14 protein-coding genes are annotated in these 16,134 nt (G+C 52.9%); all 14 read left to right on the forward strand.

The features are described from left to right. Positions 1-342 (forward strand): ROK family protein (locus Psfp_RS16560; RefSeq protein WP_134219649.1); only part of this gene is annotated, 342 nt, incomplete at its 5' end. Between the two features lie 82 nt (positions 343-424). After that, the gene (locus tag Psfp_RS16565) at positions 425-2,428 is read left to right on the forward strand and encodes an amylo-alpha-1,6-glucosidase (protein ID WP_134219650.1); all 2,004 of its coding nucleotides are present in this window, start codon (positions 425-427) and stop codon (positions 2,426-2,428) included. Positions 2,429-2,609: 181 nt separating this feature from the next. Beyond that, positions 2,610-4,004, forward strand: coding sequence for a glucose-6-phosphate isomerase (locus Psfp_RS16570; RefSeq protein WP_134219651.1), 1,395 nt, complete (start codon positions 2,610-2,612; stop codon positions 4,002-4,004). 21 nt (positions 4,005-4,025) lie between these two features. Beyond that, positions 4,026-4,760 (forward strand): PHP domain-containing protein, encoded by a 735-nt coding sequence (locus Psfp_RS16575; RefSeq protein ID WP_134219652.1) that lies wholly within the window; start codon positions 4,026-4,028, stop codon positions 4,758-4,760. Positions 4,761-4,783: 23 nt separating this feature from the next. Then, positions 4,784-5,650 carry an RNase adapter RapZ gene (gene rapZ, locus Psfp_RS16580; protein ID WP_134219653.1) on the forward strand — a complete coding sequence of 289 codons (867 nt, stop codon included), beginning with the start codon at positions 4,784-4,786 and terminating at the stop codon, positions 5,648-5,650. Between the two features lie 11 nt (positions 5,651-5,661). Continuing rightward, entirely contained in the window at positions 5,662-7,002 is a 1,341-nt protein-coding gene (locus tag Psfp_RS16585; RefSeq protein ID WP_243120743.1) for a gluconeogenesis factor YvcK family protein, read from the forward strand. A gap of 99 nt (positions 7,003-7,101) precedes the next feature. Next, positions 7,102-8,040 (forward strand): DNA-binding protein WhiA, encoded by a 939-nt coding sequence (gene whiA, locus Psfp_RS16590; RefSeq protein WP_134219655.1) that lies wholly within the window; start codon positions 7,102-7,104, stop codon positions 8,038-8,040. Between the two features lie 2 nt (positions 8,041-8,042). Then, on the forward strand, positions 8,043-8,540 hold the full coding sequence (locus tag Psfp_RS16595) for an acyltransferase (RefSeq protein WP_134219656.1): 498 nt from the start codon (positions 8,043-8,045) through the stop codon (positions 8,538-8,540). A gap of 71 nt (positions 8,541-8,611) precedes the next feature. Then, a complete protein-coding gene (locus tag Psfp_RS16600) occupies positions 8,612-9,193 on the forward strand; it encodes a DUF1405 domain-containing protein (RefSeq protein ID WP_134219657.1) in 582 nt (193 codons plus the stop codon). A 130-nt stretch (positions 9,194-9,323) separates the two neighbouring features. After that, on the forward strand, positions 9,324-10,739 hold the full coding sequence (rpoN, locus tag Psfp_RS16605; protein ID WP_134219658.1) for an RNA polymerase factor sigma-54: 1,416 nt from the start codon (positions 9,324-9,326) through the stop codon (positions 10,737-10,739). A gap of 168 nt (positions 10,740-10,907) precedes the next feature. Continuing rightward, complete coding sequence (gene gap, locus Psfp_RS16610) at positions 10,908-11,942, forward strand: type I glyceraldehyde-3-phosphate dehydrogenase (RefSeq protein ID WP_134219659.1); 1,035 nt, start codon at positions 10,908-10,910, stop codon at positions 11,940-11,942. 200 nt (positions 11,943-12,142) lie between these two features. After that, positions 12,143-13,327: a phosphoglycerate kinase gene (locus Psfp_RS16615; protein WP_134219673.1), complete on the forward strand. Its 1,185-nt coding sequence runs from the start codon at positions 12,143-12,145 to the stop codon at positions 13,325-13,327. Between the two features lie 217 nt (positions 13,328-13,544). After that, positions 13,545-14,327, forward strand: a complete 783-nt coding sequence (gene tpiA, locus Psfp_RS16620; RefSeq protein ID WP_134219660.1) for a triose-phosphate isomerase — start codon at positions 13,545-13,547, stop codon at positions 14,325-14,327. Between the two features lie 239 nt (positions 14,328-14,566). Then, positions 14,567-16,108, forward strand: a complete 1,542-nt coding sequence (gene gpmI, locus Psfp_RS16625) for a 2,3-bisphosphoglycerate-independent phosphoglycerate mutase (RefSeq protein ID WP_134219661.1) — start codon at positions 14,567-14,569, stop codon at positions 16,106-16,108. Positions 16,109-16,134: the final 26 nt, after the last annotated feature.

Genomic DNA, 16,134 nt, shown 5'->3' on the forward strand with positions numbered 1-16,134 from the left:
GCCGGCATCACCGCCGTAACGGTCGCGGCGGCCGCAGCTGCCGGGGATAATACGGCGGAGTCAATTATCGCCCGGGCTGCCCGCTACCTGGGTATCGGCATTGCCAACATCATCAACCTGTTAAACCCGTCACTGGTAGTACTGGGCGGGGGAGTCATGGATATTGGAGAACCGGTCTGGCAAAACCTTCGCACGGAAGTCCAGGCGCGTACCCTGGAAGAAGCCGGGAAGAGCGCGCGTCTTGCCGCAGCGGAACTGGGCGGTCGCGCGGGGGTCATGGGAGCTATTGCTCTGGCGCAGCGTTGCGCCTTTGGCGTCATGGACAACCAAACCTGGAAATAAGCGTTCAGCATACGACAGCGATATTTTTATTTAAGTTCTTACTTTTTTAGCCTGGCGGCTATATTGTGAAGGGACGGTCACGATGTACTATTTTGGTAAGGAAAACTGGCGCACCCTGGAACGGGGTATTGAGAAGGAGTGGCTGGTTACCAACGGCATCGGCGGCTATGCCTCCAGCACCATTGTTAACCTCAACACCCGCAAATACCACGGGTTGCTGGTAGCAGCCCATAATCCGCCGGGCTTTAGGGTACTGCACCTGACCAAGCTGGACGAACGCTTCCAGGCCGGCTCCTGCACCTACAACCTGGCCGCCAACGACAACCGATCGGGGTTCGCGGAGTACGGCTGCATCCACCTTCAGCAGGTCAGTGTTGAACCGATTCCCACCTTTACCTATAGTTTTGGGGATATTACCCTGGTCAAGACCATCTTCATGGCGTACGGCCGGAATACCACCATAATTCACTACCAGGCGCGCAATGGCGCGGAACCGGCTGTGCTTACCCTGGTCCCCCTGGTCAACTGCCGGGGGCATCATTACATCACCACGCAGGGGGAAATTAACTTCACCCAGCAGCTTAAGGAGGGCGGCGTTTCCATTAAAGGCAGGGAGGAAATACCCCCGCTGCTGCTTTCCAGCAGTTCCGGCGGATATATACCGGGCGACAGCTGGTACGCCGGCATGGCCTATGCGGCGGAGCGGGAGCGGGGCGAAAACCCTTATGAAGACCACTATATCCCCGGCCGTTTTGAAATACCCTTTGCGCCGGGGGAGAGTAAAACTTTTACCGTGGTTGCGTCTACCGAGGACATTGATAATTTAGATGGGGAAGAGCTGCTGGCCGCGGAAAGAAGCCGTTTGCAGGGATTGGCCCGGCAGGCCGGCTACGATGACCACCTGGCCCGCCGTCTGGTGCGGGCGGCAGACGCCTTTATCGTAGAACGGCGTTCAACCGGCAAAAAAACCGTCATTGCCGGTTATCCCTGGTTTGCCGACTGGGGCCGTGACGCCATGATTGCCCTGCCTGGTCTGGCCCTGGTGACAAAACGTTTTGACGACGCCCGTGAGGTCCTGCTTACTTTCGCCAAACATCGCAGGAGGGGGCTTTTGCCAAACGCCTTCTTTGACGGGGCCAGGGAGCCGGTTTACAATGCCGTGGACGCCTCACTCTGGTTTGTCCACGCGGTTTACAAATACCTGAACTACACCAAAGACCTGGACTTTGTGCGGGAACAGCTTTATCCCGTCGTAAAGGATATTGTCCACTGGTATATGACAGGAACCGATTTCAACATCGGCATGGACTCAGACGGCCTTATTTCAGCAGGCTCACCCGATATACAGCTGACCTGGATGGACGCCAAGGTAGACCAGTGGGTGGTGACACCCCGGCACGGCAAGGCGGTAGAGATCAATGCTCTCTGGTACAACTCCGTCTGTATACTGAATATGCTGTCATCTATGGTTGGAGACAGTCCGGCTTACCCGGAACTGCCTGCTAGAATAAAAGATAATTTCATTAAATGTTTTTGGAACGAAGAAAATAACTACCTCAATGATGTCATTACCACGGACGGGCCGGAGGACGGTCTGCGGCCCAACCAACTGTTGGCCGTGAGTCTTCCCTACACCATGCTGACACAGGCCATGGCCAGGCGTGTGGTACAGAGAGTATGGCAGGAACTGTACCTTACCTATGGAATCCGCAGTTTATCTCCCTTTGACGAGCGCTACCAGGGAGTATACCTGGGAGACCGTTTGCGGCGCGATGGAGCCTACCACCAGGGGACTGCCTGGAGCTGGCTGATTGGCCCTTTTATCACCGCCTACCGGCGGGTTAACAACTACAGCCCGGAAAGCCGGGTCCAGGCCCGGCGCTTTATCCTGCCCTTCCGGGACCAGCTGCGTGACCACGGGGTAGGATATATATCCGAAATTTTTGACGCCGACGAGCCGGCCATGCCGCGGGGTTGCCTTGCCCAGGCCTGGGGGGTGGCGGAAGTGCTGCGCGCCCTGGTCGAAGACGTACTGGAAATCCGGCCAATTGAAGAGACAAGCCAATACAGGAAAACCGACTGGTAGTTCCAAGCCCCACTTTATTAATTTTGTTCCAACGATTATAACTTTGAGGAATAGGGAAATACTAGATTCCGTCTCATATGCTGGCAAATGCACAATGTTTTGAAATGGTATGCCCTGAAATAGACTATTATTGTGGTATATTAAAGATGGGATAAAGAATCATTGTATGGGGAGTGGTTGAATGAACGGAATAATCAGCGTTGATATTGGCCATTTAATAAGCGAAAGGGACAAATTGAATTTTATTTCCCTCTCTGATTTCAATGCTTTGGAAAATAAGTATGGTCATGTTTTCAAAGAATTCCAGATGTCATTACAGGGAAAAAAATCATTCCTGACACTTTCATTAGAAGAAAAACGCTCAATCCCTGATATTAAGTCGCTGGCTAAAAATATCGCGGCCAAGTATGAGAATGTACTGGTTTTAGGCATAGGCGGGTCAGCCCTTGGCGCCAGGGCGGTCATACAATACCTCAAGGGCCCTTTGTATAACCTGATTAAACAAGAACACCCGCGCCTTTTTATCCTGGACAATATAGATCCGGTGTTGGTTAAATATTATGAAGATGTTATCGATATCGGCAAAACACTTATAATCTATGTCAGTAAATCCGGTTCCACCCCGGAAACAGCAGCGTTATTTATACACTTCTATAATAGATTTAAAGAAGCGGGAGGAGATACTGCCGATATCGTTATATGTTGTGACCCGGGCGACAATGGTATAAACCATATAGCAAAATCCCTGGGGTGCAGGTTGCTTCATATACCACACAATCTGCCCGGCAGGTATTCTGTCTTGTCTTCAGTTGGCTTCCTGCCCTCGGAAATTATCGGCATAGACAGCGGGCAATTATTAGAAGGAGCGCAAATAGCGCACCAATCCATCATTAGCGATGGTCCGCAGCAGAATGCATTATTTGCTTTAGGCGCATCTCTGTTCGAGCTGGCGCTTAAAGGCAAATCTATACATGTACTTTTTAATTACAGCAGTTTATTGTCTGAGTTCGGCCTGTGGTTTGTGCAGCTATGGGCGGAAAGCCTGGGTAAAAAACAATCTCTTGCAAATAATGTGGTTAACGCGGGAACCACGCCGCTTACCTGTTTGGGTGCTACGGATCAGCACTCAATTCTACAGCTTTTTAAAGAGGGTCCCGCGGACAAGGTATTTGGCTTTATGAAAATTAACAATGTCGCTGACGAGATTAAGTTTACAAACGAATTTCCAACTGAAAAAGAGTACTCCTATTTTGCAGGCCGCACTATGCAAGAACAGCTCCATATAGAGCAGCTTGCTACCGAAATGAGCCTGGTTAAAGATGGAAAGCCATGTTACAGTATTACTTTAAAAGACGTTTCTCCAAAGACGCTGGGCGGTCTATTTTATTTTGTTGAAGCGCTGGTGGTTTTAACTGCGGATTTGTGGAATATTAACGCATATGACCAGCCTGGTGTTGAAGAAGGTAAAAATATTACTTATTCTTTAATGGGAAGACAAGACTACAACCATAAAAAATCTAAATACGAGCAAGAAGTATCAATGTATAATGAGGAACGCAGGATATATAGCATCTAACTTATAAGGAGCTGCGGGACAATCAGGTTTTTTGCAGACTACCATACCCACACAACCTACAGCGACGGCCGGGGCACCCCGGCCGAAAACATCCAGGCAGCCTCATTAAAGGGCCTGGAGGTACTGGCTATCACTGACCACGGTCCTAAAAACATCGGCACCGGGGTGGCCAGCCCGGATACTTTTCTTGCGATCAAGGAAGAAGTGGCTGAGCTTGCCGGCCGTTTTCCGGCTGTGAAAGTGCTGGTTGGCGCGGAGGCGGCGGTAACCGGCCGGGACGGGCGCCTGGAGCTGCCCGAACACATTATTGACCAATTGGACCTTTTGATTGCCGGGCTTCACCCGTATTACCTGCCGGACTCCCTGGGGGACGCCCTGCATTTTACCCTGCCCAACCTGGTGGTCAGGCTCAACAGGAGCGTCTGGGCCAAGATGCGCAATACCAACACCAAAGCCCTGGTTGGAGCGGTACACCGCTATCCCGTCAGTTTCACCAGCCATCCCGGACTGATGATGCCGGTGGACCTGGATGAATTGGCCCTGGCCTGCGCTGTCAGAGAAACATCCCTTGAAGTAAATACGGGACACAATTATAATAAAGAAGAAATAGTACATGCCGCCGCCCGTTGGGGGGCCAAGCTGGTCGTCAACAGCGACGCCCATTTCCCGGCAACAGTGGGGAACCTGGACGAAGGGGCCGCGTTGCTGGAACGGCTGAATTTTCCAGCGGAGATGGTGATCAACGCTGTGCATTGAGACGTGGGACAGGGGGGGTATCGATGGTACCATCGAAGTTCATCATTGTTACCGGACTTTCCGGCGCAGGCAAGACTCAGGCAATGCGCAGCCTGGAGGACCTGGGCTTCTTTTGTGTGGACAACCTCCCGCCTACTCTCATTCCAAAATTTGCTGAACTATGCGCACAGGCCGCCAGTAAAATTAATAAAATAGCATTAGCCGTTGACATCAGGGGTGGAGAGTTTTTCAACACCCTATTTGAAGTACTCTCCGAAATTGACGACCAGGGTATAGGTTACGAAATCCTTTTTCTGGAGGCATCGGATGAAACACTGGTGCGCCGGTATAAAGAATCCCGCAGACGGCACCCTTTAAGCTCACACGGGGAAGTCCTCGATGTAATCAGGGAAGAGCGCAACCGTCTACGGGAATTGCGGGGCAGGGCTAATAAAATTATTGATACGTCCAATATGACGGTACAGCAGCTTAAAGAAGAAATAGCTTCGGTGTTCGCAGATGCCGCGGGTACCTCCAGGCTGCATATCACCGTAATTTCTTTTGGCTTTAAATTTGGCATTCCTCTGGATTCGGATCTGGTTATCGACGTACGCTTTCTGCCCAACCCGCATTACGAGCCGTCTTTGCGTCCCTTTTCCGGCAATGACAGCATCGTCAGGGACTTTGTTTTTGCTTCCCCGGTAACGACGGAATTCATGCAAAAGTTTGTTGATTTCGTGGAATTTTTGATACCCAACTACACGAAAGAGGGTAAGACCACCCTTATGGTGGCCATCGGCTGCACCGGCGGCAGGCACCGCTCGGTGGCCCTGGCCAACAGGCTCGGAGAAATTCTGAATAAAAAGGACTTGCACGTAACTGTAAGGCACCGGGATATAAAAAGATCATAGAGGTGGAAGACATGCTGAAGTGGCTGTACCCGGGCATGCGGGTTAAACGGTGGCTGCTGCTTGCTCTAGCTGGACTGCTCGTGATCTCATTCGGGGTGGATCTCTTGATGGAAGGGAGACTCTTGGGAGACTTTGCCCGCCCTATTCACAGGTTGGAGTGGTGGCTGCTGGGGGACGAATACCAGCATCTAGCCGGTATGATAACCATGGCGGCAGGGCTGCTGGTGATGGCCAGGGGGTTGCTGAGAGTCTTTCACTCCATTGCCGGGGCGCTTGCTCCCGACCAGGAGGGCCGGATGGCCGAGATTATCTACGCCAGGCGCAGCCTGGGTCGTGGCCCCAGGATCGTGGTCATGGGCGGCGGGACCGGACTTTCGGTGCTTTTGCGCGGTCTAAAAGAATATACCAGCAACCTCACCGCCATTGTTACGGTAGCTGATGACGGGGGCAGTTCCGGACGCCTGCGGGGCGACCTGGGTATCCTGCCGCCGGGCGATATCAGGAACTGCCTGGTGGCCCTGGCCGACAAGGAGCCTCTGATGGAAGAGCTGCTGCAATACCGCTTTACCACGGGTGAATTGGCGGGTCACAGCATCGGCAACCTGCTCCTCGCTGCCTTGACCGAAATAACCGGGGGGATAGATCAGGCGGTACGTGGCTTGAGCAAGGTCCTGGCTATCCGCGGGCATGTACTGCCGGCCACACTCACGGACATCACCCTGTGCGCGGAATTGGCCGACGGTACTGTGGTGCACGGTGAGTCTAACATTTCCCATGGAGCCGGCCTGATTAAAAGGGTTTTTCTCAAACCGGCGCGCTGTCTGCCGCTGGCCGAGGCGCTGGTTGCCATCCGTTCGGCCGACGCCGTGGTTCTAGGCCCGGGCAGCCTCTATACCAGTATTATCCCCAATCTTTTGGTGAAAGGGATTCCCGAGGCGCTGGCCAGGACCCCGGCCATAAAAATTTACGTCTGCAACGTGATGACCCAGCCGGGTGAAACCGGCGGTTATACCGCCTCCTCACACCTGCGGACCATTCAGAATCATGCTGGAAAATTTATCGACTATGCCGTGGTCAACACCGGCCAGGTGCCGTACAGGTTGCGGGCCCGCTACCGGCAGGAGGGGGCGGAGCCGGTGGTGGCTGATCTGGAGGAAATAGAGAAGCTGGGTATAACCGCGGTGGGTGAGGACCTGACGCAACAGACAGAAGTGGTGCGGCACCACCCGGATAAACTGGCGCAGGCTGTGGTAAGGCTAATATTCTCAGCTAAAGGGCAGTATGAAAAAGTTAGGTATATTAACGACCAGCAAAATAATAAAGAGCAGGAATTTACCAACGTAAAGATTTAATGGTCCAATATAGATTAAAAGACGTGGAAAATATAACGGCAGGGTAACCCTGTCGTTGTTTTATGGTATAATATATGCAAGAGAAAAGAGGGGTCCGGGTTGTCCTTTTCAGCTGTCGCCAAAAATGAACTGGCGCGGGTTGCGGCTCAGCGCTCCTGCTGTTTTATGGCCGAACTGGCCGCACTTGTCAAGATGGATGGCAGCATCCAGATCAGCGGCGCCAGGCAGGTAAGTCTTAATATTGTAACTGAAAATGTCGCTGTGGCCAGAAAAACATTTTCCCTGATCAGGAAGCTTTTTGGACTTCACACAGAAGTCCGGGTGCAGCGGAACAACCGCCTTCGTAAGAACAATGTCTACATGGTCCACCTGCCTCCTCAGCCGGGTATGGACGAAATTCTCAAGCGTTTGGGGATGGTGGACGGCGCCGGCCGGCTGGAAAGCAAGGTCAGGGAAAGCCTGGTGCACCGAGACTGCTGCCGGCGTTCTTACCTCAGAGGAGTGTTTCTGGGTGGAGGCTCGGTCAATAACCCGGAAGGCAACTACCACCTGGAAATCACCACCGGCCAGGAATATTTCGCCAACTTCGTGGCGCGGCTCATGGATAAGTACCAGCTTAATGCCCGGGTGAGCCGTCGCAAAAACTGGTTCGTGATTTATCTCAAAGAAAGTGAACAGATTTCCGCCTTTTTAAACGTCATCGGGGCGCACTCCGCCTTGTTAAACTTTGAAAATGCCAGAATATACAAAGACATGCGCAATCAAGTCAACCGCCTGGTCAACTGCGAGACGGCCAACCTGAACAAGACGGTTAACGCGGCAGTACGCCAGCTTGAGAATATCGAACTGATCAGCAGCACTCTGGGGCTGGAGAAACTTCCCGAGAGCTTACGGGAAACAGCCGAACTGAGGATCAAATACCCGGACGCCAGTCTGAAAGAACTCGGCGGCTTGATGGCGCCGCAGCTCGGCAAGTCAGGGGTCAACCACCGTCTGCGCAAGCTGGAAGAAATCGCGGATAGAATTCGGAAGCGTTAACTATGCGAAGAATTGAGAGATTCCCCTCCCCTGGAGAAAAAAATTCCATGCAGTACTTTTCCCGGATTGTGGGCCTTCCCAGGTTATCCTTTAATTTTCTGATACTCAGCTTTTGCCGCTACCTGCCGTGGTTGGGCCTGAAAAACTGGCTCTACCGCCGGTTGCTGAACGTGCAAATCGGTAAAAATGTCTCGGTAGGACTGATGGCCATGTTCGACGTTTTTTTCCCGCAACTGATTTCCATCGGAGAAAACAGCATTATCGGTTATAACGCCACTGTCCTGACACATGAATTCCTGGTGCGGGAGTATCGCAAAGGGCGGGTCGAAATCGGCCGCGGGGTCGTAATCGGCAACAGCACCGTTATTTTACCAGGTGTATCCATTGGTGACGGGGCTGTGGTGGGCGCCTGTTCCCTGGTCAACAAGGACATCCCGGCGGGCGTCCTGGCGGCCGGCGTCCCGGCCAGGGTCATACGCGTGTTAAAAGACGAAGACTAAGAGCAGCATATATTATAAGACCTATCGCAAACCCTTAAGAGACTGAATAAAGGCGGTATTCCCAGACACTGATGTTAAGCCTGTGGCGGGACTTTTGGAAGGATCCCCGGCAGCCGCGTTTTATGGCGCCCCTGCTGGTAATAAATGTGCTCGGTTCTGCATATGGGTACTTCTGGTACCGGGAGCAGTTGACGGAAACCTCATTTTATCTTTGGCCTTTTATGCCGGATAGTCCGTTGTCGACCACCCTTTTCGCTGTAGCGCTGCTGTTGCACCTGACCGGCGCTAACAAGACCATGTTCCAGGTCCTGGCCTGTACCGTATCCATTAAGTACGGGATTTGGGCGGTTATCATGATTACCAATTACTGGTCCAGCGGCGGTCCCGTGGCCCCAACCGAAACAATGCTATGGCTATCCCACCTGGGCATGGCGGCTGAAGGAGCTATATTCTTAAGGACTTACAGGTTCAAAATAAACGTGGTGATTATTACCGGCGCCTGGATGCTGGTTAATGACCTGATGGACTACGGAGCCGGCCTGCACCCTTACCTTTTCATGGCCGGACAGGATACCTTGGCCATGGCTGCGGCGCTTGCTCTGACGGTTCTGCTCACGTGCGTCCTATCATTTTCGGGACGGTCAGGCGTATGAAACAATTACCTGACGAATATCGTGCTATAAGTGACTGCCAGGCAGGAAAACATCAATGGTTAGAGAATTAATAATAATCAAGAAATTTGTCCATTAATGTTGAGGGGCTGTATTAAGGAGAGTGAACGTCATGCGTATGGGCTATGGTCTGAACGTAGAGCAGTCGCAAAAACTAATCATGACCCCTGAACTGCGTCAGGCTATAACTGTGCTGCAGCTCTCGTCCCTGGAGCTTTCCACCTACATTGAGCAGCAGTTTGAAGAAAACCCCCTGCTTGAGTTGAGAGAAGAAGAGGTTGATCGAGAGCAGATCGCGGCAGCTGAGGATAAGCAGGTTGAACCGGCAGATGAACGTAAAGAATACGACCTGGACTGGGAGGAATACTTCCATGACAGCAGTGATCTGGGGATGGTCCGCCAGGAAAGAGTGCAGGACCAGCAGGATTACGGCTATGAGAACTTTTTGTTCAAGACTCCCACGCTGTCCGAACACCTGTTGTTCCAGCTCAACATGAGTTCTTGCCAGTTCAGGGACCGGATTATCGGTGAATACCTGATCGGCAATATAGATGAAAACGGTTATCTCCGTGTTTCCCTGCGAGAGGTGGCCTCCAAGCTGAACATCAATGAATCAGAAGCCTACCGGGCGCTGAATCTAATCCAGAGCTTCGATCCTATCGGGGTGGGGGCCAGGGATTTGGTGGAATGTCTCTTGATCCAGGTTAACCAGTTAGGGATTGAAAACGATATTCTTAAAGAACTAATAAAAGAACATCTGGTAGACCTGTCCAAAGGCAAAGTCAACCGGATTGCCCAGGACCTGGGGATTACCGTACAGGAGGTCCAGAAGGCGGCTGATATTTTGAAAACGCTGGATCCCAAGCCGGGGCGGAATTTTGCCAATCCGAACGACACTCGCTATATCGTCCCTGATATTTTTCTGGAGAAGGTTGATGGTGAGTACATCATTCTGGTCAACGACGGCACGATTCCCCGTATTACAATCAACGCCGCCTATCGCTCAGTTCTCTCCAAGGATAAAAATTTCGATACCAGGACTCGCCGCTTCGTGGAAAGCAAGCTCAACGCCGCGGCCTGGTTGATCCGGAGCATTGAACAGCGGCGCCTCACCCTGTACAAGGTGGCGAAGTGCCTGGTGGAACTCCAGAGAGATTTTTTGGACCACGGCGTGAAATATTTAAAACCACTCAACCTGAAAAAAGTTGCCGCTCTGGTTAACCTGCATGAATCGACGGTCAGCCGGGCCACCTCGAACAAGTATATACAGACCCCGCAGGGTGTTTTTGATATGAAATACTTCTTTTCAACCGGCTTGAACAATTCAGCCGGGACCACTACCTCTGCCGAGAGCATTAAAAAAATGCTGCAGGAGATAGTAGCCGCTGAGGATGCCAGGCTCCCGCTTGACGACCAGAAAATCTCCGAGCTGTTCATGCAGAAAGGGATCCGCATTTCCAGGCGGACGGTAGCCAAATACCGTGATGAATTGAATATTCCCGCCATCCGCAAACGAAAAAGGTATTGATATAAGGTTTTCCTTTCGGGGTACTGACAGAATTTGTTAGTACCCCGGAATTTACTTTTAATCTTTTTGGCCGGGAGGAACTTAACAGGCATAAAGAGAATAGAGTATATACTATTTACATAAAAAGTGGCTAATCAGGCATACTAATGAAAGGAGCAGGCAGTACTAATGGCTTGTAAAATTGGAATTAATGGTCTTGGAAGGATAGGACGTGACGTTTTAAGAGGCGCGCTAAAATGCCCTGACTTTGAGGTTGTGGGGGTCAATCACAAATCCCGCCGGATCGAGGTAACCGACACCTACGCCCAGTCGGTAGCGCATATGCTCAAATATGACTCGCTCTACGGAATTTTTGATGCGGATGTACAGTCCAGGACAGGCGCCATTATCGTCGACGGCCATGAAATACCAATTCTGGCCGAAGGGGATCCTGCACGCTTGCCCTGGAAGGAACTCGGCGCTGATATTGTTGTGGAATCTACCGGCAGGTTCAACAGGCCCGACGAAGCATCCACACATATCAGGGCCGGCGCTAAAAAGGTAGTCTTAAGCGCGCCCTCCAAAATGGGCGAATGCCTGACCGTGGTGCTGGGAGTTAACGAGGGCCAGTACGATCCCTCGGTGGACCATGTGATTTCCAACGCGTCCTGTACCACAAACTGCTTGGCTCCGGTAGCCAAAGTCTTAAACGACACCTTCGGCATCGTTAAAGGACTGATGACCACCGTCCACGCCTATACCAACGACCAGCAGCTTCTCGATATGCCGCACCGCGACGCGCGGCGGGGCAGGGCCGCCAACATGTCCATCATTCCCACTTCTACCGGAGCTGCCAAGGCGGTCGGCTTGGTGCTGCCGGAGCTCAAGGGCAAGCTGAGCGGGTTTTCCATGCGGGTCCCTGTCCCCACTGTTTCGGTGGTGGACCTGGTGGTAGATCTGGCCCGGCCGGCCTCCCGCGACGAAATAAATAACGCCTTGAAGGAAGCCGCGCAGGGGTATCTCAAGGGTATTGTGGATTATTGTGAACTCCCGCTGGTTTCAATTGATTTCAAGGGCAACCCCCACTCGGCAATCATCGACGCGCTTTCTACCATGGTGATCGAGGGGAACATGGCCAAGGTCATTGCCTGGTACGACAACGAGTGGGGTTATTCGCAAAGGGTGCTGGATCTGGTTACTTTTATTGCAAACAAAGGATTTTAGTAATTGCAAGTGATTTCCGTGTACCTCCGTTAGCTGTTCATGATAAACTTATTTCGTATTATAAAAGCGCTGTAAGACAATCTCGCAAAGGGCTGAACGGAAGTGCGGCGCGTCTTGGTGTGCCCGCCGATCCGGTTAATAAATGTGCGGGCTTGTTTTGACAGCGCTTTGCGAGGATTATGGATAGGAGGTGTTTGCACATAAGCAAGAAGACGATTAGGGATATCGAGGTCGCCGGCAAGCGGGTACTGGTCCGGGTTGATTTTAACGTCCCCCTCGATAAAAACGGCCAAGTCACCGACGACACACGCATACGCGCGGCGCTTCCCACCATCGAATATCTGGTTCAGCAAAAAGCCAGGATTATCCTTGTTTCCCACCTTGGACGCCCCAAGGGGCAGGTGAACGAAAAATATATGATGGATCCTGTAGCCACGCACCTGTCCAGGTTATTAGGCAAGCAGGTTTTAAAGGTGGATGACTGCATTGGAGATGTTTCCCGCCAGGCAGTTGAGAGGATGCAGGAGGGAGATGTGCTCCTCCTGGAGAACGTCCGCTTTTACTCCGAGGAAGAAAAGAACGATGAGAACTTTGCCAGGCAGCTTGCGGAATTGGCTGATGTGTACGTGAATGACGCTTTTGGTACAGCCCACCGCGCCCATGCTTCTACAGCGGGTGTGGCCGAATACCTGCCTGCGGTGGCAGGTCTTTTGATGGAAAAGGAACTGGAGATGCTGGGCAGGCTTTTGGCCAGCCCGGAGCGGCCTTTCCTCGCCATTATCGGGGGGGCCAAGGTTTCGGACAAAATCGCGGTGATTTCCAACCTCCTGAACAGGGTGGATACCCTTATTATCGGGGGCGGCATGGCCAATACCTTTCTCAAGGCGCAGGGCTATGATATTGGGAAGTCCCTCCTGGAGGTTGACCGGGTGGATATGGCCAAAACCTTGATGGCTGACGCCAAGAGCAGGGGAGTAAAACTTCTCCTGCCAGTTGACGTGGTGGTGGCGCTGGGGGCTGATCCCAATGCTGAGCAGGCGATTGTGCCGGTGGACAAAATCCCGGCCGATTGGATGGCGCTTGATATCGGTCCCAAGTCGATTGAATATTTTGCCGGGGCCATCAAAACATCAAAAACAGTGGTATGGAACGGTCCCATGGGTGTATTTGAAATGGCGCCCTTCGCCAGGGGGACGGAAGCCATCGCCCGGGAACTTGGCGGGATTAAAGGCATCACGGTAGTTGGCGGCGGGGATTCGGTGGCGGCGGTGACCAAAGCCGGCGTGGCTGATAATATCACCCACATATCCACCGGCGGCGGGGCCACCCTGGAATTCCTGGAAGGCCAAAAACTGCCCGGCGTCGAGGCCCTGCAGGACAAATAAGCCGCTAAATAGAGTATGTGCAATTACATATATATGGATATGCAGTAGAAATCCCTTAAACTGCTACGCAGTTTTTGTGCGATTAAAATCGCACCTCGTATCAAAAACAGCTTAAAGATGATAATGTGGGTGCATATTTTCATTGGCTCATTCGCACAAATACCCTAAAGAAATGCAGCATATCCCTACGCCTTACGCCCAATGACCTACGACTAATATGGGGGTGGATGTTACGTCACGCAGACCTATAATCGCCGGCAACTGGAAAATGTTTAAAACCTTGTCCGAGGCGGCCGCCCTGGTAGAGGGAGTGAAACCACTGGACGCCGTGACCGGCGGGGTGGATGTGGTGGTTTGCCCTCCTTTTACAGCCCTCGACAAGGTGGTGGCGGTACTGCGTGGTACCGGTCTAGCGGTGGGGGCTCAAGATGTCTACTGGGAGGACAGCGGCGCCTTTACCGGGGAAATATCACCGGTCATGCTCAAAGATATAGGCTGCCGCTATGTAATAATCGGTCATTCCGAGCGGAGGCAGTTTTTCGGCGAAACAGACGAGAAGGTTAACCGCAAGATCAAGGCGGTACTGAAACATGGCCTGGTCCCCATTATGTGTATGGGAGAAACCCTGGCCGAGCGGGAGGCAGGCCGGACCGAAGAAGTAATACATACTCAGGCGTCGGCAGGCCTGGCGGGGCTTGCGCCAGACCAGGCGGGCGGCCTGGTAATCGCCTACGAGCCGGTCTGGGCCATCGGCACAGGCAAAACGGCCTCTGACCAGGACGCCCAACAGGTCATCGCCTATATCCGCTCCCTGGTAAGAGATTGGTACGGCGTCCCTGCGGCTGATCAGGTGCGCATCCAGTATGGCGGCAGCGTTAAGCCGAACAACACAGCCGGCCTGCTGGCGCAGCCGGACATTGACGGGGCGCTTGTCGGCGGCGCCAGCCTGGAAGCAGCAAGTTTTACAGGCATTGTACAGGCAGCGCATGATAAGTCGTAAGTCGCAAGGCGTAGGGCGTAAGTGTACTGCATTCCTCTTGGGTTAAGAGTCTTATGCGATGAATCGCATCCAAATTGAGCAGGATGTTGGAAACAAATTGCTGTCTAGACGTACATGCCGTTAACACGGCACCAGCAGAAGATGAACAATTCGATGAGCCACATTGATGGATAAACTTGTATTAAAGCGATTGCTTATTAATGCACTTTAGGCCTTACGCCCTAATTTGGAGGTATATTTTGACAGCAGTGAAAAGGCCCCTGGTCCTGGTGATCCTGGATGGCTGGGGGATTAGTTCCAAAGTGGAAGGCAACGCTATCGCCCAGGCCGACATTCCGAATTTCAAAAATTTCCTGGCCGGTTACCCGCACTGTGTCCTGGCCTGCTCCGGCGAAGAGGTGGGACTGCCGGAGGGCCAGATGGGCAACTCCGAAGTGGGACACTTAAATATTGGCTCCGGACGCGTGGTTTACCAGGAGCTGACCAGGATTACCCGCTCCATTAAGGACGGCAGCTTCTACAAGAACCCGGTGCTGCTGGAAGCGGTGAACCAGGCCAAAATTAAAAACAGATCACTGCACCTGATGGGCCTTTTGTCCGACGGCGGGGTGCACAGCCACCTCACCCATCTTTACGCCTTGATGGAACTGGCCGCCAGGGAAGGAATGCGCAATGTTTACATACATACCTTTCTGGACGGGCGCGATGTGCCGCCGGAAAGCGCCGGAGAGTATTTTAATCAGCTGGAAGAGAAGCTAAGCAAATACGGTTATGCAGTCGCGACCGTAATGGGCCGTTACTACGCCATGGACCGCGACCGCCGCTGGGATCGCACCGAGCGCGCTTACAACGCCATGGTCTACGGCGAGGGCATCCCCGCCGGCGGCCCGCTGGAAGCTGTTGACCTGGGCTACGCCAGGGGTGAGACAGATGAATTTATCCAGCCCACAGTAATCACGAAGGGGACCGGAGGCCCGGTGGCGCGAGTTGAGGAGGGAGACTCGCTAATCTTTTTCAATTTCCGTCCGGACCGCGCCCGCCAGATTACAAGGGCTTTTGTAGATCAGGAATTCACAGGCTTTAAGAGGCGAGAGGGTTATCCCGGAGTTTATTTCACCTGCATGACCATGTACGATAAGACCATCGAGGCGTCGGTGGCCTTCCGGCCGCAGGAATTACATAACACCCTTGGCGAGGTCCTGAGCAAGCATGGTATTGCTCAGCTGCGCCTGGCCGAGACGGAGAAATACGCCCATGTCACCTTTTTCTTCAACGGTGGCGTGGAGGCGCCCAACCCTGGTGAAGAAAGGATCCTGGTTCCCTCGCCCAAAGTGGCCACCTATGATCAGAAGCCGGAGATGAGCGCCAACGAGGTCACGGAAAAGCTTCTGGAACAGCTGCGGCAGGATCAGTTCGAGGTTATGATTGTGAATTATGCCAACCCGGACATGGTTGGTCACACCGGGGACATGGGCGCTGCAATAGCGGCCCTGGAGACCGTGGATTGCTGCCTGGGGCAGCTGGTCCGGGCCGTGCTGGAGAAAAACGGCACCGTCCTGGTCACGGCAGACCACGGCAACGCAGACGAGATGAAGGACGAGGAAGGGCATACTTTTACTGCCCACAGCACCAACCCGGTTCCGTTTATTCTGATAAACCGTGACACTGCCGGAGTCACCGTGCGGGACGGCAGCCTGCAGGATATTGCTCCCACCATCCTCCAACTGCTGGGGATACCCAAACCGGAGGAGATGACCGGAGATACATTAATCACGGCATGACATCTTGTAATTGAGGAGGAATACAA

Source organism: Pelotomaculum sp. FP (genome assembly GCF_004369245.1).
Lineage (GTDB): Bacteria > Bacillota > Desulfotomaculia > Desulfotomaculales > Pelotomaculaceae > Pelotomaculum_C > Pelotomaculum_C schinkii.